This is a genomic window from Thermomonas fusca DSM 15424 (genome assembly GCF_000423885.1).
GTDB lineage: Bacteria > Pseudomonadota > Gammaproteobacteria > Xanthomonadales > Xanthomonadaceae > Thermomonas > Thermomonas fusca.
The window spans coordinates 54,205-76,107 of record NZ_AUIV01000021.1 but is presented as its reverse complement, the minus strand read 5'-3'; the positions used below and the strand labels follow the sequence as shown (position 1 = coordinate 76,107).

General features: G+C 64.6%; 34 protein-coding genes. 16 read left to right on the top strand and 18 right to left on the bottom strand.

Annotated elements, in window-relative coordinates:
• Nucleotides 1-323: IS3 family transposase (locus tag G582_RS0109920; protein ID WP_028839705.1), on the top strand; the 323-nt coding region annotated here is incomplete at its 5' end.
• Nucleotides 324-556: 233 nt separating this feature from the next.
• On the opposite strand, the gene G582_RS17960 is transcribed toward G582_RS0109920, so the two are convergent.
• The gene (locus G582_RS17960) at nt 557-925 is read right to left on the bottom strand and encodes a helix-turn-helix domain-containing protein (protein WP_169380610.1); all 369 of its coding nucleotides are present in this window, start codon (nt 923-925) and stop codon (nt 557-559) included.
• Nucleotides 926-1,171: 246 nt separating this feature from the next.
• On the opposite strand from G582_RS17960, the gene G582_RS17955 reads away from it, so the two are divergent.
• The 9 genes from G582_RS17955 to G582_RS16200 all read left to right on the top strand — a co-directional run bounded on the left by G582_RS17955 (nt 1,172) and on the right by G582_RS16200 (nt 6,505).
• Entirely contained in the window at nt 1,172-1,348 is a 177-nt protein-coding gene (locus tag G582_RS17955; RefSeq protein ID WP_156880417.1) for a hypothetical protein, read from the top strand.
• A 117-nt stretch (nt 1,349-1,465) separates the two neighbouring features.
• Nucleotides 1,466-1,660: a hypothetical protein gene (locus G582_RS18185; protein ID WP_028839704.1), complete on the top strand. Its 195-nt coding sequence runs from the start codon at nt 1,466-1,468 to the stop codon at nt 1,658-1,660.
• Nucleotides 1,650-2,663, top strand: a complete 1,014-nt coding sequence (locus G582_RS0109895; RefSeq protein WP_028839703.1) for a replication initiation factor domain-containing protein — start codon at nt 1,650-1,652, stop codon at nt 2,661-2,663. The genes G582_RS18185 and G582_RS0109895 overlap by 11 nt, the downstream gene beginning before the upstream one ends.
• A 2-nt stretch (nt 2,664-2,665) precedes the next feature.
• The gene (locus G582_RS0109890) at nt 2,666-2,935 is read left to right on the top strand and encodes a single-stranded DNA-binding protein (protein WP_028839702.1); all 270 of its coding nucleotides are present in this window, start codon (nt 2,666-2,668) and stop codon (nt 2,933-2,935) included.
• Between the two features lie 45 nt (nt 2,936-2,980).
• Nucleotides 2,981-3,190 carry a hypothetical protein gene (locus tag G582_RS0109885; protein ID WP_028839701.1) on the top strand — a complete coding sequence of 70 codons (210 nt, stop codon included), beginning with the start codon at nt 2,981-2,983 and terminating at the stop codon, nt 3,188-3,190.
• 18 nt (nt 3,191-3,208) lie between these two features.
• Nucleotides 3,209-3,424, top strand: a complete 216-nt coding sequence (locus tag G582_RS0109880; protein ID WP_028839700.1) for a hypothetical protein — start codon at nt 3,209-3,211, stop codon at nt 3,422-3,424.
• A gap of 133 nt (nt 3,425-3,557) precedes the next feature.
• Entirely contained in the window at nt 3,558-5,060 is a 1,503-nt protein-coding gene (locus G582_RS17950) for a hypothetical protein (RefSeq protein ID WP_156880413.1), read from the top strand.
• A gap of 3 nt (nt 5,061-5,063) precedes the next feature.
• Nucleotides 5,064-5,357 (top strand): DUF2523 family protein, encoded by a 294-nt coding sequence (locus tag G582_RS0109865; protein ID WP_028839698.1) that lies wholly within the window; start codon nt 5,064-5,066, stop codon nt 5,355-5,357.
• Nucleotides 5,358-5,362: 5 nt separating this feature from the next.
• Nucleotides 5,363-6,505 (top strand): zonular occludens toxin domain-containing protein, encoded by a 1,143-nt coding sequence (locus G582_RS16200; RefSeq protein ID WP_248642754.1) that lies wholly within the window; start codon nt 5,363-5,365, stop codon nt 6,503-6,505.
• Between the two features lie 75 nt (nt 6,506-6,580).
• Here G582_RS16200 and G582_RS0109855 read toward each other — a convergent pair whose 3' ends face one another.
• From G582_RS0109855 to G582_RS0109845, 3 genes are all read right to left on the bottom strand, one after another.
• Entirely contained in the window at nt 6,581-6,871 is a 291-nt protein-coding gene (locus G582_RS0109855; RefSeq protein ID WP_028839697.1) for a hypothetical protein, read from the bottom strand.
• A gap of 212 nt (nt 6,872-7,083) precedes the next feature.
• Nucleotides 7,084-7,365, bottom strand: a complete 282-nt coding sequence (locus tag G582_RS0109850) for a hypothetical protein (protein ID WP_156880411.1) — start codon at nt 7,363-7,365, stop codon at nt 7,084-7,086.
• Nucleotides 7,366-7,428: 63 nt separating this feature from the next.
• Complete coding sequence (locus tag G582_RS0109845; RefSeq protein WP_028839695.1) at nt 7,429-7,725, bottom strand: DUF3653 domain-containing protein; 297 nt, start codon at nt 7,723-7,725, stop codon at nt 7,429-7,431.
• A 182-nt stretch (nt 7,726-7,907) separates the two neighbouring features.
• Here G582_RS0109845 and G582_RS0109835 point away from each other — a divergent pair, with 182 nt between their 5' ends.
• A complete protein-coding gene (locus tag G582_RS0109835; RefSeq protein WP_156880409.1) occupies nt 7,908-8,246 on the top strand; it encodes a hypothetical protein in 339 nt (112 codons plus the stop codon).
• 244 nt (nt 8,247-8,490) lie between these two features.
• Here the strand turns inward: G582_RS0109835 and G582_RS16195 are convergent, their stop codons facing one another.
• From G582_RS16195 to G582_RS0109795, 7 genes are all read right to left on the bottom strand, one after another.
• Nucleotides 8,491-9,669 (bottom strand): zonular occludens toxin domain-containing protein, encoded by a 1,179-nt coding sequence (locus G582_RS16195; RefSeq protein ID WP_051247108.1) that lies wholly within the window; start codon nt 9,667-9,669, stop codon nt 8,491-8,493.
• Nucleotides 9,666-9,953 (bottom strand): DUF2523 family protein, encoded by a 288-nt coding sequence (locus G582_RS0109825; protein ID WP_028839693.1) that lies wholly within the window; start codon nt 9,951-9,953, stop codon nt 9,666-9,668. The genes G582_RS16195 and G582_RS0109825 overlap by 4 nt, the downstream gene beginning before the upstream one ends.
• Nucleotides 9,946-11,169 carry a virulence factor TspB C-terminal domain-related protein gene (locus G582_RS0109820; RefSeq protein ID WP_169380608.1) on the bottom strand — a complete coding sequence of 408 codons (1,224 nt, stop codon included), beginning with the start codon at nt 11,167-11,169 and terminating at the stop codon, nt 9,946-9,948. Before G582_RS0109820 ends, G582_RS0109825 begins: the two co-directional genes overlap by 8 nt.
• Before the next feature lie 76 nt (nt 11,170-11,245).
• Nucleotides 11,246-11,377, bottom strand: a complete 132-nt coding sequence (locus G582_RS18460) for a major capsid protein (protein WP_248642753.1) — start codon at nt 11,375-11,377, stop codon at nt 11,246-11,248.
• A gap of 211 nt (nt 11,378-11,588) precedes the next feature.
• Nucleotides 11,589-11,873, bottom strand: coding sequence for a single-stranded DNA-binding protein (locus tag G582_RS0109805; protein ID WP_028839690.1), 285 nt, complete (start codon nt 11,871-11,873; stop codon nt 11,589-11,591).
• Entirely contained in the window at nt 11,870-12,994 is a 1,125-nt protein-coding gene (locus G582_RS16190; protein ID WP_083961139.1) for a replication initiation factor domain-containing protein, read from the bottom strand. The genes G582_RS0109805 and G582_RS16190 overlap by 4 nt, the downstream gene beginning before the upstream one ends.
• Nucleotides 12,991-13,194, bottom strand: a complete 204-nt coding sequence (locus G582_RS0109795; RefSeq protein ID WP_028839689.1) for a hypothetical protein — start codon at nt 13,192-13,194, stop codon at nt 12,991-12,993. The genes G582_RS16190 and G582_RS0109795 overlap by 4 nt, the downstream gene beginning before the upstream one ends.
• Before the next feature lie 415 nt (nt 13,195-13,609).
• Here G582_RS0109795 and G582_RS0109785 point away from each other — a divergent pair, with 415 nt between their 5' ends.
• Nucleotides 13,610-13,999 (top strand): helix-turn-helix domain-containing protein, encoded by a 390-nt coding sequence (locus G582_RS0109785; protein WP_028839688.1) that lies wholly within the window; start codon nt 13,610-13,612, stop codon nt 13,997-13,999.
• A gap of 80 nt (nt 14,000-14,079) precedes the next feature.
• Nucleotides 14,080-15,495: a cryptochrome/photolyase family protein gene (locus G582_RS0109780; protein ID WP_028839687.1), complete on the top strand. Its 1,416-nt coding sequence runs from the start codon at nt 14,080-14,082 to the stop codon at nt 15,493-15,495.
• A 6-nt stretch (nt 15,496-15,501) separates the two neighbouring features.
• On the opposite strand, the gene G582_RS17945 is transcribed toward G582_RS0109780, so the two are convergent.
• From G582_RS17945 to G582_RS0109760, 5 genes are read right to left on the bottom strand one after another with little or no spacing between them, the layout of a single operon-like run.
• On the bottom strand, nt 15,502-15,657 hold the full coding sequence (locus G582_RS17945) for a hypothetical protein (RefSeq protein ID WP_156880405.1): 156 nt from the start codon (nt 15,655-15,657) through the stop codon (nt 15,502-15,504).
• On the bottom strand, nt 15,645-16,409 hold the full coding sequence (locus G582_RS0109770) for an EAL domain-containing protein (RefSeq protein ID WP_028839686.1): 765 nt from the start codon (nt 16,407-16,409) through the stop codon (nt 15,645-15,647). Before G582_RS0109770 ends, G582_RS17945 begins: the two co-directional genes overlap by 13 nt.
• A 51-nt stretch (nt 16,410-16,460) precedes the next feature.
• Complete coding sequence (locus tag G582_RS16185; protein WP_051247103.1) at nt 16,461-17,153, bottom strand: Rossmann-fold NAD(P)-binding domain-containing protein; 693 nt, start codon at nt 17,151-17,153, stop codon at nt 16,461-16,463.
• A gap of 10 nt (nt 17,154-17,163) precedes the next feature.
• Nucleotides 17,164-17,295, bottom strand: coding sequence for a DUF2256 domain-containing protein (locus tag G582_RS17555; RefSeq protein ID WP_211219340.1), 132 nt, complete (start codon nt 17,293-17,295; stop codon nt 17,164-17,166).
• Nucleotides 17,296-17,313: 18 nt separating this feature from the next.
• Nucleotides 17,314-18,108: an SDR family NAD(P)-dependent oxidoreductase gene (locus G582_RS0109760; RefSeq protein WP_248642752.1), complete on the bottom strand. Its 795-nt coding sequence runs from the start codon at nt 18,106-18,108 to the stop codon at nt 17,314-17,316.
• A 132-nt stretch (nt 18,109-18,240) separates the two neighbouring features.
• Between G582_RS0109760 and G582_RS0109755 the strand changes: the two genes are divergently transcribed.
• The 3 genes from G582_RS0109755 (at nt 18,241) to folE (ending at nt 20,482) form a co-directional block, all read left to right on the top strand.
• The gene (locus G582_RS0109755; protein ID WP_051247101.1) at nt 18,241-18,816 is read left to right on the top strand and encodes a lipocalin family protein; all 576 of its coding nucleotides are present in this window, start codon (nt 18,241-18,243) and stop codon (nt 18,814-18,816) included.
• Entirely contained in the window at nt 18,813-19,574 is a 762-nt protein-coding gene (locus G582_RS0109750; RefSeq protein WP_038053642.1) for a hypothetical protein, read from the top strand. The genes G582_RS0109755 and G582_RS0109750 overlap by 4 nt, the downstream gene beginning before the upstream one ends.
• A 230-nt stretch (nt 19,575-19,804) precedes the next feature.
• Nucleotides 19,805-20,482, top strand: a complete 678-nt coding sequence (folE, locus tag G582_RS0109745; protein WP_211219338.1) for a GTP cyclohydrolase I — start codon at nt 19,805-19,807, stop codon at nt 20,480-20,482.
• A gap of 79 nt (nt 20,483-20,561) precedes the next feature.
• On the opposite strand, the gene G582_RS0109740 is transcribed toward folE, so the two are convergent.
• Together G582_RS0109740 and G582_RS0109735 are read right to left on the bottom strand one after the other, a co-directional pair.
• Entirely contained in the window at nt 20,562-21,239 is a 678-nt protein-coding gene (locus G582_RS0109740; protein ID WP_028839681.1) for a ChrR family anti-sigma-E factor, read from the bottom strand.
• Nucleotides 21,236-21,865 (bottom strand): sigma-70 family RNA polymerase sigma factor, encoded by a 630-nt coding sequence (locus tag G582_RS0109735; protein ID WP_028839680.1) that lies wholly within the window; start codon nt 21,863-21,865, stop codon nt 21,236-21,238. The genes G582_RS0109740 and G582_RS0109735 overlap by 4 nt, the downstream gene beginning before the upstream one ends.
• Nucleotides 21,866-21,903 lie beyond the last annotated feature (38 nt).

Sequence of the window (21,903 nt, the reverse complement as noted above, 5' to 3'; positions counted from 1 at the left end):
AAGGCAGCCACCCGGTGATCCTTCATTCGGATCGTGGCAGCCAGTTCCGGAGCGGCGATTACCTGCGTTACTTGGCGACCAACGCGTTGGTGTGCTCGATGAGCGCGGTGGGGCATTGCGGTGACAACGCAGCCTGCGAAGGCTTCTTCGGCCTGCTCAAGCGCGAGCGCGTTTACCGCATGACGTATCCGACACTCGATGCTGCAAGGTCCGATGTGTTCGAATACATCGAGCGATTCCACAACCCGAGGATGCGACGTAGGGTCGCCAGGCAGGATCAGAAGTTCTCAGCTCTTTCACAACCGTCCGTGATTTCGGGGTAGAACCCGGAAATGGCGTCATGGCCAAGACGGACAAGCTATTCGTCTTAGGGATAAGTGGGCACCCAACCCTACGGAAGTCGCACGTGTGTATACGCCTTTGTGCGTGGGGAGATTCGATGTACACCTATGACTGCACCAGATGTACACGTTAAGTGCGTACGCGGGGCATTCATTAGTGCGGTGCCCAATGTGGTCGACCGATCACCGTTCAGTCGAGGCCATAGCATCCATCTCTAACTTCGCATAATGCATACCGCGTGATCTGCGGTTTCGTGACCCTTCGAGCTTGTGTAAGCCAGGGAAGGGAAGGTCACCAGCAAGCCAAGAAGCGATGCGATGCCCAATCGCTTAATGATCGAGGCCCATGATTTCTTCGCCTCCCCGCGCGCCTGTTCGGCATTGACCAGGACAGTCCACGCTCCCGCATCCAGCTTGCCCAACTTCGCGATCTGCGCGATTCGTTCGTCAGAAAGTGGATTCGCCCCTTTCCGCCATTGCGAGACCAGCTGACGCGACACGCCCAAGGCTTCGGCCAGAGCTCCGTCTGAGTTGAGGGAGCAGCTTTCCCGCACGGTGTCAAGCATTTTATTTACAGCATTCATCGCGCCCACCTGTTGACAAGGCATCTATGGATGACTTTACTCCTTGCCTGTCTATAGACCTATAGACATCGGCCACGCCACCGGGGCGGGCCAAGGGCAGGGAGCCGGTACTCCCTAGGCGACGTCCCCCGCCGCGCCCTCCGCCCCGGTGGTGCTGACCACCGACCACGCCCCCGGCGCTGGTCACCGAACCCCGCCCGGTGCGGGGCCGGGCCAACGCCGGGGGCTCCAGCAAAGGGGCAGGGCATGAGCAAGCAGGAAATCCGCAGTCATATCGCTTGGCTGGGTCGCGCCACCGAAGCGGCGCGCCGTCTCGCCGACAAGTACGACCAGGCCGGCGACGAAGCCGCCGCCGCGCACTTCCACGCCACGGCGCAGCGCCATGCCGAATCCGCCCAGGAGTGGGCCGAGGTTCTGGCGTGATGGACGTGCAACCCGATATCGCCTCCGTCTTTCACGCCGCCCTGGCAATGGGTTTCTGCCTTGGCGTCCTGTTCGCCGTCGTCGTGTGGTGGCAGCTCGCGGGCCGGAACCGCTGACATGGCCTTCGTCATTTCCCATGCATTCGGCCAGCTCGTTGAGGGCTTCCAGGCAACGCAGCGCGACGTTGCCGCTTCGATCCTTACTTCCCCCACCGGCGAAGCCTCGCCGGCCCTCCTGCGCGAGCGCAGCCAGTGGTGCGACCTCATGCGCGCCTGCCCCATGTTCCTGCAGGAGCCCGCCAATGGCCGCTGACGGCACTTTTCACCGCTCCGAGCCGGCAACCGCGCCGGTTGGCCCGGGTAGTAACACGGGCCAAAAGTCCCCCGGTAGCCTCAGCACCCCGATCATCGACTTCTGCACTGTCGTCCTCGACGGCGAAAAAGCGCTCGATTTCCTACGCAAGCGCCCGCCCACCGAAGTTCTCCGCGCCCTGTTTGAGACTGGCCCGCGCATTGCCGTTGGGCCGCTCACTGATCGCCCGTTCAATTTCTACCCGTACAGCGCGGTCATGGTCGATGAAACCGGCACCGTTGCCGGCCGTATCGGCGTCGGAGAAGACGGCCGCATGTGCATTTCCTTGACGGGGCAGGGCTGCCAACACGTCCCGCATTGGCCCAGCGTCGCCGCGAACCTTGAAGCCATCGGCGGGCGCATTACCCGCCTCGACATCGCCGTCGATGACCTGACCGGCGAAACCTTCGATATCCAGACCTTTCTCGATCTCTACGACCAGGGCGCTTTCACCATGAACGGCCGACCCCCGACCCCTCAATTCATCAGCGACATGGGCAGCGGCAAGGGCTGCAGCTTCTATGTCGGTCAGAAAGGCCACAAGCAGCTAAACGTGTACGAAAAGGGCAAGCAGCTCGGCGACCCGGAATCCAAGCACACGCGTTGCGAGCTGCGGCTTTACGCCAAGCGCCTCGATCTCCCGCTCGATGCGCTCCGCAACCCCGGCAAATACTTCGCGGGCGCTTACCCGGCGCTCGCCGCCTACGTCGTCGGTGAGGCGGAACGCCTCATGGTCAAGGAACGCATGGTCAACGCCAGCGCGAAAGCGATGGTGCGATTCCTTCGCACGCAGGCCGGCACCGCCTTGCACCTGGTCATGGATGCACTCGGCGATACCGCCGTCGAATACCTCATGGAACACGTCGTCCGGCCCGGTCGCCCTGGACGATTTAAGCACGTCTCTGGCGACCTCCATGCACTTGTTCGAACCCAACTATCTCAATCCCTGGAAGAGGCCGCATAGCCATGAAACTCACCATCACCAGCATCGACGTCAACGAAAAAAAATGGAGCAAGGGCGACCGCTCCGGCGTCATCCGCACGCAGGAAGCTACCGCCGAATGCGCTCGCTTCCGGCAACGCATCCGCCTTGATTTGGGCAAGGACGATCCTTTCCCGCTGGGCGAATACACCGTCGACCTGGACGACGCTATCAGCGTCGGTGACTTCGGCGATTTGAAGCTCGCTCGCCGTCTTCCGCTCGTCTCCATCGGCGCTCCCGCACCCAAGCGCTGACCCAAGGGGCGACCGTCGCTTGCGGCGGGCGCCTGAGCAAAAATCATGATCGAGCCGGTTCTTGTCATGCATTGCCTCGCCGCCGACTTCAACGCGGCAACGCAGACCTGCGCCGCGCCGTTCTGGTCTGTTGCTTCATCGTTTCCGCCGCCGATGAGCATCGAAGACGCCCTCTACATCTCCGCAGCTATTGGAGGTCTATGGGGTTTGGGCCACATGATCCGGCAATCCCGCCGGGCAGCGGCCAGCGGCTAATCCACAGGAGTTTTTCCCATGAACAACGTGTCCCGCTTCAAGACCGCCTTCGGCGCCCTGGCTGCCGTCCCCGCCGCCCTGCTGTTCGCCGGCAACGCCTCGGCCGGCGACCTCGCGACCGCCGTCACCGGCGCCCTGGACACCGCCGAAATGACGCTCATCGGCGTCGGTGTGCTGGCGCTGACCGGCATCGTCGTGTTGATCAAGAAGGCCCAGCGCGCCGCGGGCGGCTAATCGTTCCGTTCGCGTTTCACCACGGGGCCGGGCAACCGGCCCCGCTTTCTCAAAGGGGCAGGCCAATGGAATACGCGGGTTACTTCGTAATGCTGGGGCTGCTCGGCTCCCTCTGGCTGGCGCTGAGCGGCTGATGAGCATCGCCGAACTGTTCAAGCGCGCGCTTGTTCGCCGCCTCGCTCTCCTTTTTGTTGCCGCCGTTCTTGGTTGGTTTAGCCTTGGTGATGTGCGCGCGCAGACTAACCCTCATCCTTACTGTTTAGTGGAATCCGCTGTTTCATCCTATTTTTCTTGTCCTTCGCGTGAGACTGCATATCAGGGCGTCAAAGCTGCATCGATCTGGTGGGCGAACGATCAGTACGGCGGCGTCAGATCTGAAGTTGGCTATTCCGATCCGCAACTTGATGGATCGGGCGGTGGCATCATTGGTTACCTTATCAACACTGTAAGCGGGCATCAGATTACCGCTTGGCGCTCTTGGTCTGTTGCGTGTCCTGCCGGCACATCGTGGGATAACAACACCAACACTTGTTCTTGCCCCTCCGGCCAGATCAGGAACAGCATTACCAATCAATGCATGAAATCCTGCTCTTCGCGTGCCGATATCCCTCGATCCTCCGAATCCTCTACCGGGCAATACATCCCCAACGGCGCCATTGGCTGCAACGATGGCTGTCAGTACATGCATTACAACAACGGCGATGGCACCGCCTCCGGCACCTTTATTGGCGATGAGGCCGGGAATCATTGCTCGGTAACCCCGACTTGCGATTTGCCTGGCTGGTATCTCTCGCCCGGCACTGGCATGTGCCACCCTCCGCGCCCTGAATGCACCACCAATCAAAGCAAAGACCCCGTAACTGGTGAATGCAAGGATCAGTGTCCTGTCGGCATGTTCATTGACGAAACCGGTCAGTGCAAAAAAGACGGCAACACCTGCTCAGCCGGCCAAATCAAGGGCCCTGACGGCAGCTGCGTGCAGGACTCTTGCCCCGCCGGCCAAACCAAAGGCGCTGACGGCTCTTGCAAAAAGGATGGCGATACAGACAAGGACGAGGGCGACGAAGAAAAATATTTTTCTGGCGGCGACAACTGCAGCGCTCCCCCCGCTTGCAGTGGCGACGCGATCCTTTGCGGCCAAGCTCGCATCCAGTGGCGCATCGACTGCAACACCCGGCGCAATACCAACATCAGCGGTGGCTCATGCTCTGCGATCCCTGTTTGCACTGGCGAGAAGTGCGACGCGATGGAGTACGCGCAGCTGCTGCAGCAGTGGCGCGGCACCTGCGCGCTGGAGAAGCTCGCCAAGGGTGACAAGGGCGAGGGCGAACAGCCTGGTTGGACAAAGGTTGACGGCATGAGCCAAGACCCCGGCGCAGGGCAGAACGCTGACGACATCAAGGGTGTTCAGACCAAGACCCTTTCCACCAATGACCTTGATTCCAGCGGATGGCTGGGCGGTGCCGGTTCTTGCCCCGCCATCATGGGCGGTGGCGGCGGTGATGGCCTCGGCTCCGCATTTGCCAAGGCGCTCGCATCGCCTCCGTCGTATTTCTGCAACTTCATCGGGATGATGGCCGCTATCGTGATGATCGGCGCCGCCTACGTCTCGGCCTACATCCTCGCCAAGGGGTAAGCCATGCCCGCGATCATTGGCGCGCTTGTCGCCGCCCTCATCGGCGCCCTGCGCCAGTATTTGCCCGGCATCCTCGGCCGTGTGTTGCTCACGTTCGGCATTGCCCTGGTAACCAACGAAGTCGCGCTGCCCGCGCTTAAAGGCTTCGTACAGGGCTATTTCGGGGGCCTTCCCAGCGTCCTCATGGCCTATGCCGGCGCCCTGGCATTCGATAAGGCCGTGACGCTCATCCTCTCCGCCGCTGTCGCCGTGAGGGCGCAGCGCGTCATCCTCTCCAAGATCGGGACGAATCCGTAATGGGCATGATTCTGGTCACCGGCCAGCCTGGCCACGGCAAAACCGCGTGGGCCATCGACCACGCGTTCCAGCTGAAAAAGGAAGGCCGCGAGATTTACGCTTCCGGCATCAAGGACTTCGATTACCAGCGCGCCGGCTTTCATTTCCTCGCCGATCCGGAGAAGTGGCAGGACTTGCCCGATGGATCCGTCGTCCTGCTCGATGAGTGCTACACCGTCTTTCCGAACCGCAACCCCGGCGCCAAGGTGCCGGATCACGTCGAAGCGATGGCCAGGCATCGGCACCGAGGCTTCGATTTCGTTCTCATCGCCCAGCAGGGCCTGCAGCTCGATCCGTTCCTTCGTGGCCTTTATGAGCAACACATTCACGTTCGCCAGACCAGCGTTCTTCGCAGCAAGACCAAGCTCAAGCGCTGGAACCAGTACCAGGGCAACGTAAACGGCGCCTGCAACGATGTAATCGACTGGCTTCGCCCGAAGTACGTTTTCGATTTCTACACCAGTACCACCAAGATCACGACCAAGCGGCATATTCCGACCTGGCTGCGCTGGCTCGCCCTGGGCGTCGTGTTCCTCGTTGTCGTGCTGCTCGCCCTCAAGTGGTATTTCACCGGCAAGATCGCCGAGCAATCGGCCGATCACTCCACGCGCCGCGGCTCGCTTCTATCTCCTGCAGGAGCTGCCCAGGCTTCCAGCGACCCCAGCGCCCCCAAGTGGGAAAGCGCCGCTGATTACGCCAAGGCCCATTTGCCTAGGTTCGCCACGATGCCCTGGACCGCCCCCGTCTTCGATCAGCGCAACGTCGTTGCCGATCCCCAGCTCTTCTGCATGTCCAGCAAGCCAGGCAAGGACGCCAACGGCGACCATGCCGACGGCAGCTGCACGTGCCTGACCGAGCAGGCCACGACCTACGACATCAGCGAGCCCGAATGCCGGCGCCTCGCGGCGCGTGGACAGGTTTACAACCCTTACCGCGTGGTTGCGCAAGGGCAGGGCGCTGCACCGCTCCCCATGACGCCTGCGCCTTCGCCCAAGGCAGTTGTCCAGCCATCAGTTGGCCGTGCGTCTTCAGCCGAGCCGATTGCCAGCTACGGCATCATGCGCGACGGCTCGCCTCAGAAACCGATTGCAATCTCCGCCACCTACTGACTGCAGGCCGGCCGCTGACCGTCCGCGATTTTGAGCGGTCGGGCGGCGGTCGGCCCCCTGCAATTCCATCACGCGTCACGCATTTGGATAGCGTGCGCGCAGCTCACCGGTCAGTTCATGGATCGCCCTGGCATCGCCAGCGGCTACTGCCTTGCGCAGCGCGTCGAGGATCGCTGCATCCCGCACGGGATTGTCTGCGTCCAGGATGATGCAGGGCAGGGCCTGTCTCGCCTCCAGCTTGCGATTCTCGCGGTACGACTTCGCGCGCTCTGCGGGCGTCATCGCCCCGAATGAGTATTTAGCCGGCCGGCCACGCTTGCGCTGCAGGGGCATTTCGATGGTGCCGGGGTCGAGTGCATCGCGCATGACTGGCTTCTCCTGGTGACGGAACCATAATAACGTGACTCGTCACGAATGTCTAATGACATTTAGCTATATGTGACGCGTCACGATAATGGATGTTCGCACACCCTCATGTCGCCCAGGGGTGCAGGGGCTCGCCCCTGCGGTCACGCTTCACGCTCTGCGCGTAGCGCGCGCGAAGCGCACGCCTCTGGCGTCCTCCTGCCGACCCGCTCTTACCTGCAGGTGCCGACGTTTCGCAGCTCGCCGTCCACCGTGGCGAATACAACGCCGCCGATGCATTTGGCGTCCTGGTGTTTTTCGGCAGTGCGCTCAGCCGCAACCTTCGCTCGAAGCTCCCTCAGCTGCCGCATCGCTTCGTCGCGTTCTCGCTGAATCCGGGCCGTATCGAGGCTTTGCCTGGGCGCTTCGGGTGCGGGGGCGGGGCGCACCGGCGGTTTTTTTCGTGACGCGATCTGCGTAATGCCGGCCGCGCTGCCGATCAGCACGATCAGCATGATCCCCGCGCCTACGATATTCGTGAGGCTCCAAGCCGGATCTGATTTCCCCATGGGCCCATTCTAGGCCAGCCCGCCGAACCGTTCCCGCGCCGGCAACACGACGGGTTTTCTTTCCCTGGCACGCGCCGTTGCAATGCGGGCCTCGGCGTCTTGCCGGAACAGCAGACCGCGCAGCCGCTGCGGGTTGATCCGCTCGCCATCGGGCGAGACTAGATCGCGCCCGGCAAGCCGCCAGCCGGCCCACGGGCCATGCAATGTCACGTGGTTGTCGATGATCCGCCGGTAGTGCGCCTCAGCGCACGGCGGCGGCCTCTTGCCCAGGACGTGGCAGGGACGTGGTTCTGTGTCGCTCAACATGCGAAAGCCTCGATGTAGTCGGGGCCGGAAGGTCTACGGGAGAACTTCCATCGCAGCCATAGGGCAACCAGCTGCCAGCTGGTCAGGAAATGCCTACCAGCCCGCATTGCGAAACTTCGCATAATGCATATTATGTCAGCGTGGCGTAGGGGAACCCTGACCCTGATTGGCGACGTTCTCCTATGGCTGCGCTGGAAGTTCTCCAGCAAGGTCGCTGGCCCGCACTTGGAGGCCATGACCGTATGACCGTGATCTGCTGGCACTGCCAGACCGAATCGCCCCGCGACCACGCCCTGCGGATCGCAGAGAACAAGTTCCGGTTGACGTGGGAAGGCTGGAACGGCTGGCGGTTCTCCGGCCGATTCCTGATTGCGCCCGGCCGCGCTGGCCGAATCACGCCGGAAAGGCTGCTGGGCCTGCTATGGGAAGAACAGGCCCGCGCCGGCATGCGCCGGCCATGTCCGCAACCCGCCCAGGTGGTGCGACTCGCAGCCCGCGAACGGTTCGACGGGCTGGCCTAGGAGCGGTTGGCGTGGGTCTGCTGCGCAGGCCCGCAAGCGGGCATGAAGCGTGGAGCGTCAGCGTGCGCAAGGCGCACAGGGTCAAGACCCCGGAGCCATCGTTGCAATTATGGGGTGAATGCCGTTCGTCGGATGAAACTTGACATTCTGTAACTATTTGATTCTAAAGGCTTTTATTGGCCTTTTCGAATTGTCAAGTGCCGTTCGTCGGGTAATCGTCGTTGCAGTTTTGGAACATCTGAATCTAGGAATCGCCCACGGTAACAGGCTGGACGACAGGCGCAGCATCAGCCCCACCACCAACACCGAGCGAGCCGTACGCCGCGAGCGTGCCGAAGCCGGTTGACGTGCCAGCCGCAACAGGCTGCGCAGGGTTCATATCGGGAGCGTCCTTGTCCTTGCGATCTGAACGCCTGCCCCGCTCTTCCTGCAAGAAATGGATGGGCAGACCTTGCGCGACCAAGCGCCGGCATTCATCGGTAGGGATGTCCAGCTGCCGCCCATTGTCGCCCCACATGCGGCAACCTTTCGGGCTGTCGATGTACCCCACGATGTTGGGCACAGGGGGCGCTGTCAGCGCGAAATATCGACCGGTAGCCGGTGCAGTTTCAGGTACGACAACAGGAGGCGCAGCCGTGGCCGGCGCTGCGCGCCCCGGCCCCAACGGCTGCGCGCCTGCCTGCTTTGCCTTGTCCACGGCAACGGCGGTGCGGCCCTTGATCCACGACAGAAAGACCCAGCCAATGATGATGGCCGCGACCAAGACCGAAAGCCCTTTCCAGATCGTTGGCGGAACCCTGAACTTGTGGCTGGACGTGTGCAGCGTAGCGGACGTGTAACGGCAATAGAGGTCGGTCGGGAACTTCCAGATTTCCTCCTCGGCCTTTTCGCGCTGGGCTTCGTCGTAGGGGTCAGCCTGCACGCGCGTCCACTTCAACACGCCGGCACGCTCCAGACCGAAGGCGCGCGACATGTGCACATGAAGGCCGGCGAGCGTGCGCACCTGATGATGAATCTTCGACGGCCACTGCGTCACAAGCTGCAGATCGTAGCCGCCGTGCCGGTGCGTGGACATGGCCCGAATGCGCGGATCGTTGGATTCCCCCGGCTTGCCGGTTGAGGGAAAGAGGTTGCCGTATCGCTCTAGCCCCGGAGTCTGGCCGTCCGAATGCGCCTCATCCAGCTGCACGAAAGAGCCGCGCGGCAGCTTCGTCCAATCGTTGTGATCGGGCATGCGCTCGACCCACGGGAACGCCTGCGGGTTCTCTTCGGTCGTGGCCCCGGCGACGTTGGAGAAGAAGCGGCGGGGCTGCTCCTTGCCCTGCTTCACCGCTTCGGCATTGCGCTCATATTCCAAGCGCATCAGGTCCATCGCCATCAGCGTTTTGCCGTTGCCCGGCTGGCCGGTAATGATCGTGATCATGCAGAAGCCGCCTTCTTCAAACCAACGCGGCCCGCGTTGATAGTCGTCCGCGTGAGCATTGCCGAGCCGATGATCGACATGCATTCGCCCAAGCCGCCGAGATTCACGACGCCGAGAATGTCACCGGACACGCCACCAAGCGAGGACGCAGCAGCATCAAGCGCCGTGGTCACAACGGGCACCAGAACGGCACCCGTGACGATGGTCAGCCCTGCCCCGGTGAGAATCCGAGCGATGAAATTTCCCAGCAGTGAACCAAGCAGGAGTTTAAGCGCGCTAATCATTGGTGGACCTCAGACCGGCGATGATGAAAGCCGCGATAGCGAGAGAACCCGCGATCAAGATCGGCCGAACGAAGGTCGCAAAATCGCACACCGGCTGATACGTGAACTGCACAGTTGTGCCCATGACCTCGACGGATTCCGGCGAAGGACAGGAACCCGCAGACTGGCCCGATGACCATGAAACGGTGGGGTCCATGCCCTCTTCTACAGGCAGCTCAACGTCCTTCAACGGCTCGCCTTCGTCCTTGTACCAAGTGATGAAATCGCAAACCACTTTCGCCCACTCACAGAAGGCGGGAAGCTCCGAGGGGAGCGGATCAGCACCGGGCACCGGTGCAGGGTTGTCGGGCGACGTAGGATCAACCGGAGAGCCGCCAACGGTGACATTCGTGCCGGTGGAATTGGCAATGCCGTTTGCCGTGCCCTGCATGGCCGAGTACACCTCGGGGAACATATGCGGGCGTCCGTTCGAATCATGGAGCATGGTGTGATGCGCACCTGGGCCGAGGTTCGCCATCGCCTGCACAAGCTCCAGCTCGGTCACGTCGGTGGCGGGGCGATATTCCGGCGTGCGATATTCAGCGGGGAGCGTTACCTGACGCGCAACGGTGACTGAACCTGTAAGCGTGCCATCGGTCAAGGATTGAAGAACTAAGGAATCGTCCCATCCATCGAGAACGCGCGTAATCGTTTGACCATAGGCCGGATCGGCTGGGCCGATTTTTTGGCCGTTCATGAAGGTCCGCATCTGCTCCTTATTCTCGGTGCAGTACGTCGCCGGCAGCATCACGATTTGAGGAGTGGCACACCAGAACGATGTGCCGTTCGAAATGTCGCGCGAAGGAACGCCATCACCCTTGTTAAACCAACCATCGGCCATATCCCAGCCGGCAAGATCGGCGGCAGTCATAGCCAGACCGACATAGGGCAGGAAGCGGCCAGCGCCGCGCATCGCGGAGCGCAGCGCGTTGCCGAGTGTGCCCCAGCCAACGGACACGGGCGCTTGGTAGTACCACTGTTTGCTGGCGGCGTCGTAGGTCATGTTCAACGTGCCACTCAGGCCCGCGCCGCCCGCAGACGTGCCCGTGATCGACGTTGCATACAGCGTGCCGCCCGAGGACTGCGAGGACGCGAACATCGGCCACGCGCACATCACGACCAAGAAGCCGAGGATCAATCCTCGAACATGATTTTTAGCGCCAGCAAAAACGCGCATAGCACAAGCCATCCCATGTCATCACCCATTGAAAAAAAGGGGGCGACAACGCCGCCCCCATTTCCCACCCCGGCTATCAGCCGAAGATGGCACCCTTCAGCCACTTGAAGGCCACGGCGGTCGCAGCCGGCGCGAGCTTGGCGGCACCGATGAGGGTGATGGCAGCGGTCAGACCCGCCAGAATGGTCACAGCTTCAGAAACATCCATTGGTGAAACTCCTTTAACGTAATTGCCGGCCGAGTTGACGCCACACCCACGCGACGGCCAGCAGAACCGCGAGGTGTGGTGCGATGGCCTGAACCTGCTCAACCGTCAGGTCAGGCGGAAGGGTTGCGGGTTGCTCCTGCCACGCGGAAACGGCGCACGAGCCGTCAGGCGCGGGCACTTCGTCCATGCACACGAGAACCCGAGGCATGGCTTACTTCCCGGCGCTCTTGGAATCGACGCGCTGCCAGTTCTTGGCGCGCATACTGATCTGCACCGAGCCGAAATCGCCCGGGTACAGCGCGTCATCCTTCGGTTCGTAGATGCCAGGCTGCAGGTCGGGCGCGTCGGCCTCCAGCTGCAACGAAGAGCGGCGACGCTCCCCGTTGGGGAAGGTGACCATGCCGCCCTGTTCGATGATCTGCCACGGCTTGCCAGCCTTGGTGGTGCCGCTCTTGGTGGTGGCCGTCGTGGCCGTGATTTCAATCTGCAGCTTCATGGTGTGCCCTCCTTTGGGCTGGTTTCGGGCTGGTCGCCCTGATGTGCGCCAAGCGGCGCGAAAAGGATTGCCGACAGCAGCTGCGAGGCTTCGTCGGGATGCGGGCACCACTTCGGCAGCGATGAACGCGCCGTGCCCTGAATCAGTCGATGCAGCGTGCTTTCATCACCGCCTGCGGCGTGCAGCAGCGCGTTGAGCATCGGCCCGTATTGCTTGCGGAAATGACGCACCGCGCGAACGCAGTTGGCCAGCACTTGTGCGGCAGCAACGCGGAGCCGTTCGCCCACACCGTCCACGAAATCCAGCACCGGATAGCAGCCGACGAGATACGGCGCACCATCGGTCAGCATGTCGAGGGGAAGCTCGCGCCGATTGCTGGCGTGGAATTCGCCCTCGTAGCGCACCCAAGGGCTTGCAGGGTCGCCCTGCTCTTTGCCCTTCTCATACACGCGCAGCTGGTTCTCTGACTTGCGCACGCCGACATACAACGTCTTGCCGGTGTCGTTGCCCATGTCGTCAATGAATCGACCCTTCGGGCGCTGGCCGCGCTTATCGAATGATCCGTCGTTGTAGCGATCAAGCGCCCATTGGATCGGGTATGCGCCCCGGAAATCGTCTGCCGCCAGATCGACGCGCGTAAGACGCGCGCCGCAGAGGCCCAGCAGCGAAGCGAGCAGCGACCACCGCTGCGCATGGTCACTGCCGCCGCTGGTTTCATAGAGGCGGCAACCGTCGCCGGTCAATTCGATGCGAGCGGTAACGGTGCCGTCCTGGCGGTTGGTGTGCGTGCCGCCAAATTCGACCTGCCCTACCTTGTCGCCCGCGCTGTTGAACAGGCGAACCACCCATGCATAGAAGCGACCCCGGCCAACGTCGGACAGCTGAAACAGATCACCGAAGAAGTGAGCCGCGACGTGCTGCGCAATCTCAGGAGCGCACACGCCAAGCGTGCCGTTCAGGTCGTTAAGGAGTTCGCAGCGGTCGCCTACGGCGTCCCGAGCTTCCAGAACAGCGAACAGATCAACAGAAGCGGCGAACCAGTCAACGATTACTCCGACCCGTTCAGTTTCACTGACTCCCCTGTTAGTAGCGGGGAGTCCAAGAGCGGCGGGCGCGGTCATGCCGCCTGCCCCAAGAACACAGGGCAACGACGCATGGCCGCTTGCCACTCGGACGCCTCAGCCGCAAACGTAGCGATGACGTGCGCGTTATGCAGACCTGTGCCGGCGTTGAGCCGCTCCCAGCGCAATGCATCGCTGGCGGCGTTGTAGCCCTCCACCAGCTGGCCGTATTCGTACGAGATGACGAAGCGCTCAGCCACGCGACACGGCAACCAGGCGAACTGCGAACAGAACAGCGCCGGAAGCGATCAACGCGACCGACACGAACGCGAGCGCGAAGAGCAGATCGAGAACGTCCATCAGCGCACCCGGCGAACGGCGCAGCGAATGCCCGGAATGGCGGCTTCAAGCTGCGCGGCGAAATGCGCGGCGTGGCGGTGGTCGGAGAACGTGCGTTCTTCCTGCCAAGCATCGCCAGTCGTGGAGTAAACCTTAAACATGCCCTGCCCCCCAGAGAAGGCCAGCGGGGCGGACAGGGCGCGGCGGGGGATTTCGCCTAGGGGGAATCCGGCCCCCTGCCCTGCGACCCGCCCCGGTGGCGTGGCCCTTGCTCAACGGCTGTTGAGCGCGCAGCCTTTCTACACGGCCGTGTAGCGGCTGTCAACAGGTGTTGATATGACCACGCAAGAAACGCTGCTTGTTGCCCTTCGTGGGCGCTTCGGTGACTCCCAAACGGCCATCGCAGAGGCGACGGGAATGAGCCTTTCCCGCGTCAACAACTACATCCGGGGAACCCGGAAGATGGACGACGACGCGGTAATCGCGTGCTGCGACCTGCTGGGCTGGAATGCGCAAAAGTACGTGGCTGCGCACAGGGCAGAAATCGCCACATCGGCAAGGGAAATCACGTTCTGGCGAAAGCTCGCAGGAAGCGCGGCAGCGGTCGTTGTGCTGCTGGCAGCTACTCCCCTACCCGGCAAGGACGCGCGAGGCCCGGAGGCGGCAACACAGGCGCACGCAGCGCCTTATTTCGCAGAATCCGGGCGGGGAATGCATATTATGTAAAGATTGGTACGAGGTGCATCGGATTCGCTGCTTCGAACGTATATATGGCGTGTCCCGTTGAATGCAGGTTCCCTAGCCCGATGTCCACGGCCCTGGTGCTGTTCCGGCACGACCTTCGCCTTGCCGACAATGCGGCGTTGACCGCCGCCTGCCTTGCGCACGATCGGGTGTTGCCGGTGTTTGTGCACGCGCCGCACGAGCAAGCACCCTGGGAACCCGGCGCCGCCAGCCGCTGGTGGTTGCATCACGGGCTCGAAGCCCTGCGCGGCCAGCTGGCGGCGCAAGCTGGCGACCTGCATCTGGTGGCCGGGGACACCCTGGATCAGCTGCGCGCCCTGGTCCGCGCCACCGGTGCCACCGACGTCCACTGGAACCGCCAACACGAACCGGATGGGATCGCCCGCGATACCGTGCTGAAGGCGGCGCTGCGCGCCGATGGCATCGCGGTCCACAGCCATGCTGGTGCGCTCTGGAGCGAGCCCTGGACGCTGGCGACCGACGCCAGCCAACCGTACCGGGTGTTCACGCCGTACTGGCGCAAGCTGCGCGCCAGCTTGCCGGAGCCGAGGCCGCTGCCGGTAGCGCGGGCGCGCGAATGGCTGCGCCTGCCGGGCAGCCTGCCCACCGCGGCACTGGGGCTGCTTCCCACGATCCGCTGGGACGACGGGTTGGCCAGCAATTGGACACCGGGCGAAGCCGGCGCCCGCGAACTGCTGGAAATCTTCGCCGATGATGCCGTGTCGGATTATGCGAAAGGCCGCGACCTGCCGGCGCGTCATGGCACCTCGCGGCTGTCGCCCCATCTCCATTTCGGCGAAATCACCCCGCGCCAGATCCAGCGCACTTTGCAGGACCGGGCGGCGGCCACCGATGCGCGTCGCCACCCGGATCTGGAGCCCTATCTACGTGAACTGGGCTGGCGCGAATTCGCCCACCACCTGCTCTACCACTTCCCGCACACGCCGAATGCCAACTTCAACCCGCGCTTCGATGGCTTCCGCTGGGCTGCCGCCGACGACGCGCTGCTGGAACGCTGGCAGCGCGGCCGCACCGGCATCCCGCTGGTTGACGCCGGCCTGCGCGAGCTCTGGCATACCGGCTGGATGCACAACCGTGTGCGCATGGTGGTGGCCAGCTTCCTCACCAAGAACCTGCGCCAGCACTGGCAGCACGGCGCCCGCTGGTTCTGGGACACGCTGGTGGATGCCGACCTGGCCAACAACACCCTGGGCTGGCAATGGGTCGCCGGCTGCGGCGCTGATGCGGCGCCCTATTTTCGTGTGTTCAACCCGCACCTGCAGGCGGCAAGGTTCGACCCCGAAGCCGCCTATCTCAAACGCTGGCTGCCGGAGCTGGCGGCGCTGCCGGCCAAGGTGCTCCATGAGCCGTGGCGACATCCGTCCGCACTGGCCGCCTGCGGCTACCCTGCCCCCATGATCGACCTCGCGGCGTCGCGCGACGCCGCGTTGGCGGCGTGGAGCGCGCTGCCGCGCTGATCCAGCCTAGGCTGCCGCCATCACACGGTTGCGGCCGCCGCTCTTGGCGCGATACATCGCAGCATCCGCCCGCTGCACAAGGCTGCAGCGGTTTTCGCCAGGGAAGACGGATACCAGCTCGCGGGATGCCGGCGCGCGGTCGGCCGCCGTCACGGCGGCCATGGGATCGCTTCGGCAGGCGTGGACGCTTCAAACTGCGGGCGACCGAACCAGTATCCCTGCATCAGCGCGACACCCAGGTCACGCAGGCAGCGCATTTCGTCTTCGGTTTCGATGCCTTCGGCGATCACCCGGATGCCCAGCTCGCGGCAGATCGCGGCCACACCCGCGACGATCGCGCGGCGTGGCTTGTTGGCGTCGATCCCGCGCACCAGCGCCATGTCCAGTTTGACGATATCGGGCTGGAAGTCGGCCAGCAGATTGAGGCCGGCGAAGCCGGCGCCGAAGTCGTCGATCGCGGTCAGGAAGCCGATCCGCTGGTATTCGCGCAGCACTTCGGACAGCCACTTGCCGTCGTTGACCTCCTCGCCCTCCACCGTCTCGAAGATGATCCTGTCGATCGGGAAGCCGTGCTGGCGCGCCGCCACCAGGGTGGAGCGGATGCACAGTTCGGGGCGGTAGATGGCGTTGGGCAGGAAGTTGATCGACAGTTGGGACTGCATGCCCAGCCGCGAGGCGATCTCGATCGCCTTGCCGCGACAGGCCTGGTCGAACTGGTATCGGTTGGCATCGGTGATGCGCGACAGCACCGTGGGCGCCGGCTCGCCTGCCGGCCCGCGCACCAGTGCTTCGTGGGCGAACACTTCACGCGTGGTCACGTTGACGATCGGCTGGAAGGCATAGCTGAAATCGAAATCCAGCGGCGCCGCGTCGCGGCAAAGTCCACAGCCTTCGCGCGCCTCGTTGGATTGCATGCGGCCTGCTCCTGGGTGCGGTGGCCCCGAGAATACCCGATGCCCTGCGTCCTACCCATGCGCAGCCGGCGCGCGCGGGATCGCCATCGTTGTGCCGATCCGGATGTTCTCCACCACCGCCGGCCGCGGTCCCGATGCGCGCACCAGTTGCAGCATGCATTCGCCGATTGCCTGGGTGGTGGTAAACACGCCAGGCAGCAGCCGCGCGCCTGCTGCCAGCACCGGCTGGCCCAGCGCATACAGCCGCCGTCGCAGCAGGTGTGGCGAAATTGCACCTGCCACGGGCCGCACCACGCCTGGGCGCACGTTGGTGTGTGGCAGCTCGCAACGGGCCAGCACCTGCTCGGCCTCGCCCTTGACCCGCGCGGGCATCAGCCGGCTGTGCGCGTCGGCGCCCTTGCCGGAGACGTAGGCGATGAAGCCGCCGGGTTTGGCCGCCGCGTAGGCATCCACCACCCGCGACAGGGTGGCGACGGTGGCCTCGCGATAGCTGACTTCGGACATCCCCAGCGGCAGCGGCCCGGCGCAATACACGCAGGCATCGATACCGGAAAGATCCAACGTCGCCAGTGCTGGGGCCGAGAACCCGGCCACCTGCAGGACCCGAAGCTTGGGGTGGCCAACTGCAAGCGGACGCCGCACCAGCGCCGTTACCCGGTCGATATCGGGCGCCTGCAGGAAGACATGCAATACGCCCTGCCCCACCAGGCCGGTGGCGCCGACCAGCAATACCTTTTTGCCCATCGCCGGCGCCTCAACCACGTCCGCGGCAACGCCGGGAACAGTAGCGCACGGCGTTCCAGTCGCGCGCCCATTTACGCAGCCACTGGAACGGCTGCCCGCAGGTGGCGCATGCCTTCTGAGGCAGTTCTTGCTTCCTGCGCATGCGTGGCATCGGGCGGCCTTACTTGCCTGCCACAGCGCCGCGCCCGCCATCGACCGCCAGTACCTGGCCGGTGATCCAGTCGGCTTGCGCGGACAGCAAGAATGCCGCCATTGCGGCAGCATCGTCGGCGGTTCCGAGCCGCCCAAGCGGGTGCGCCGCGGCAATCGATTCCCGCAGGCGCGGGTTGTTGGTCATGCCTTGCGCCAGCGGCGTGTCGGTCAACGACAGCGCGACCGCATTGATGCGCACCGCCGGCGCCAGCACCGCCGCCAACGAGCGCACCAGGCCTTCGACCGCCGCCTTGGCCATGCTGATCGAAGCGTGCATCGGGAAACCACGCTGCGCCGCGACCGAGGAAAACAGCACCACCGATGCGCGGGTCGGCGCCGCCCGCAGCGCCGGCAATGCGGCCTGCACCGCCAGCGCCGCACCGACGGCGTTCAGGCGGAAATCGCGCTCCATGTCCGCCGCCGTGACCCGCTCGAACGGCTTCAGGTTGATGCTGCCGATAGCGTACGCCAGGCCCGAGAGCGTGGCCCCTGCTTCGTCGGCGACCTGAGTGATCGCATCGGCTTGAAGTACGTCCACCGCGCTCCAGCTGGCGCCCAGTTCTTCGCCAAGCGGACGCAGCCGATCCGCGTCTCGGGCGACGAGGTGCAGCTTGCGCCCCTCTGCGGCAAGGCGGCGGCACAAGGTGCTACCCACGCCGCCGGTAGCGCCGTAAACGAGGTACTTCTCCAGCATCACCCACCATCCCGGGTCGTCGCGATGTGGGTGGGTACGCGCGGCGCAGGCATTCGGATGCAGCCGCACTGCGCGCCGTGCTGCACACTCGGACGAGAGGCTCGACGTCCGGCAGCTGCCAGACCAGCCACACCCCCAACACTGCATCCGGTTGGGCCGCGGCTGCGTACAGGCGCTACCTCCGCTTCCGCCGTTCCCGCCATGCGCAGCCTTGCCGCCTCCGCCCTGCCCCTCCTGCTTGCGCTCCTGCTGACCGGTTGCGCCGAGGCACGCACGCCCATCCCCACCGTGCAGAGCGTGGATCTGCAGCGGTTCATGGGCCGCTGGTACGTGATCGGCATCATTCCCACCCGTTTCGAGCGCGGCAGTCATAACCCGGTGGAAACCTACCGGCTCGACCGCAAGGGAAATATCTGCACCTGGTATCGCTACCGGCCCGACAGTTTCGACGCGCCGGTGAAGCTGTTCGGCTCCACCGGCCTGGTGGTGCCTGGCACCGGCAACGCCGAGTGGAAGGTGCGCTTCTTCGGACTGTTCAAGGCGCAGTACAAGATCGGCTGGCTGGCGGAAGACTATGGCCAGGTGCTGGTGGTGCGCGATGCGCGCGACTACCTGTGGTACATGGCGCGAACGCCCACCGTGCCGGAAAGTGACTACCAGGCGATGCTGGCGCGCGCTGGCACGCTGGGGTACGACGTCGCCCGCATCCAGCGCGTACCGCAGCGTTGGCCGGAGACGGAAGCCGGCGCCGACAGCTTCGACGGGGAATGCAAGTGAGGTTCCTCGTACTCGCCCTGGCCCTGGCGATGCCGCTGGTGGGTTGGCTGTCCAACACCGGAGTGTTCGGCCCCACCAACGGCGAAATCTCGGATCGCTACCCCACCCTGATCGTCGCGGCCGGTTACGCGTTCTCGATCTGGGGCCCGATCTTCCTGCTGGACGTGGTGTTCGGGATCGCCCAGGCGCGCGTGCGTCAGGCCGGTACCCGCCTGCAGCGCATCCGCCTGCTCACCGCGGCCGGGTTCGCGCTGACCTCGTTGTGGATGGTGGTGTTCAGCCTGCAATGGTTCTGGCTGGCGCTGGCGATCATCTGGGGGAGCCTGGTTTGCCTGCTGGGTGCAGCGTGGCTGGCATCGCATACGCAGGGGCATCGACGCGGCCCGTGGTGGCAATGGCTGCCGCTCTCCCTGCACGCGGGCTGGGTGTCGCTGGCGGTGTTCCTCAACCTGGCGCAGGTGGTGGTGGCGTTCCAGTTGCTGTCCACCGAACGCATGTTGCCGTGGACGCTGGTGCTGTTCGCGCTGGCCGGGGTGTTGCTGCTGGGCGCGGTGGTCAAGCTGCGCGGCAATCCCTGGTATGCGCTTGCCGCGATCTGGGGGCTGCTGGGTGTGCACGCCAGACAGCAGGCGTCCGCCCTGCCCGGCGCGGACACCGCCGCCAGCGTGGCGATGGCGCTGGCAGTGGTGGTCGCCGTGACGGCGCTTGCAGCCGGACTGCTGCATCGGCGCGCCGTGCGCACCCCGCGCGCCGGCTGAATTGACCGCCACCCCGCCCGGCCGCCCCGCCCGGCCGCCCCGCCCGGCCAGTCCGCCGGGCGCGCGGCGTAAGCCGCAAGCGGGGCGCGCTGCCTCCACCCCAAGGGATGGCACGTAAACACGGACGCACCCAACCGCATCGCGGACACCGCCCGTCCTTCCCCCTACCTTTCGAGGCTCACACCATGTCGCAGCCCCTGCGGGATCCTGCACCTATCCAGCGTCTTGCGATGCTCCCTGCATCGCAGCGCGTCCGTGATCGCTTGCGCAATGCCGGCACCCGCTTCCACGCCAACGACAACATCGCCGACTTCCTGGAAGACGGCGACCTGGAGGCGATCGAGGCCGAAGTGGCCGCCAAGGCGCAGGAGATGCTGCGTGCGCTGGTGATCGATGTCGACAACGACCACAACACCCGCGACACCGGCCGCCGGCTGGCCAAGATGTTCGTGCGCGAACTGTTTGCCGGGCGTTACCAGCAGGCGCCGGCCATCACCGAATTCCCCAACGCGGAACGCCTCAACGAACTGATGATCGTCGGCCCGCTGCGCGTACGCAGTGCCTGCTCGCACCATCTGTGCCCGATCATGGGCCGGGTCTGGGTGGGCGTGCTGCCGGATGCAGATTCCAATCTGATTGGCCTGTCCAAATATGCGCGGTTGATCGATTGGGTGATGAGCCGCCCGCAGATCCAGGAGGAAGCGGTGAGCCAGATCGCCAATCTGCTGGAGCAGCGGCTGAAGCCCGACGGCATCGCGGTGGTGATGGAGGCCGACCACTACTGCATGCACTGGCGTGGGGTGAAGGACGACGGCTCGAAGATGATCAACAGCGTGATGCGCGGCCGCTTCCTCGAAGACGCTTCGCTGCGCAAGGAATTCCTGTCGCTGCGCCGCCAGGGAGATTGAGCCCTCCCACCGGTAACGAAAAGGCCCGCATCGCAGGATGCGGGCCTTCTGCTTTTACCGGCGGCGAACCGGCGCTGCGTTACAGGCCCACCAATGGCTGCAGCTTGCGCGCCAGCCAGCCGCGGAACTGCAGCGGGCCGTCCAGCGCGGCCACGCAGATGCAGGGCACGCCTGGCGAGGTCACCGGCTGGTGCTCGATATCACTGTCCAGGTCGGCCATGTCGCCGGGGCCGAAATGGCCCAGCTCATCGTCGTAGGCGCCCTTCAGGATCTGGGTCAGCTCGCTGCCGCCGTGGCTGTGCACCGGCATGCTCTTGCCGGGCGCGATCTTGAGCAGGATCAGGGTGTCGCCGCTGCTGCGCAGAGCGCGGATCATGTGCACGCCCGGCGCCATCCAGCGCCAGCGCAACGCTTTCCAGCTGTTGCCGAAGTAGGGCTGCAGCGGGCGCGGCAGTGCGTCCGCATTGCGACGGCTGGAGGCAGGCGCATCGTCTGCGCGCAAGGGGGCAGCGGGCAACGGCTGCTCCAACCGCGCCAGCATGTCTTCGCGCAGGCGCTCGGCGCGCGGCTGTTCCGGCAGCACCGGCTGCTGCTGCGACAACAGCACGCCGCCCACGTGTTCGGCATCCGCCAGCTGGCGCCGGCACTGGGCGCAAGCTTCCAGATGGGTGTCGGCCACGGCCGCCATTTCCGGCGACAGCGCGCCCGCCGCATGGCTGACCAGGGTGGCAGGGTCGAGATGGTGGCGCGGGCTCATACGGCCTCCTGCACGCCCGACTGCAGGCGCAGGAAGGCACGTCGGATGGAGGATTTCACCGTGCCCAGCGGCATGCCCAACTCGTCGGCGATCTGCTGGTGGGACTTGGCTTCGAAATAGGACATACGGATCAGGCGGGCTTGGGTGGCGGACAGGCGCTCGATGCGCTCATTGAGGTCGGCATGGGCGGCGAAGCTCTCCGCGGAGGAGAACGCGGGGTTGTCGGTTTCGGCTTCGAACTCCAGCGGTTCCAGATCCACGGCGATCCACTGGTTCTCGCGGCGCAGTCGGTCGATGTGCAGGTTGCGGGCGATCCGGAACAGCCACGTGGACAGCGTGCTGCGCCCCGCGTCGTAGCTGTCGGCGCGCTGCCACAGCCGCAGCAGGGCTTCCTGCGCCAGCTCTTCGGCCACCGCTTCGCGAACGCCCAGGCCACGCAGGTACAGGCGCACCCGCGGGGCAAAGTGATCGTAGATCCGCATGAAGCAGGCTTGGTCGCGGCGGCGCGCGACCGCCTGCATCTGCCCGGACCAGTAGCCCGGTTCCCCGGGGCTTGTTTCGACGATGGACATGGCTCTGGCCGCCTCGAAGGGCGACAGGGTTCCGGGGCTGGGGTCGGGACGCATGGTAGGGCAAACACCGCCTGCGGGGAGGGACGCGGCCT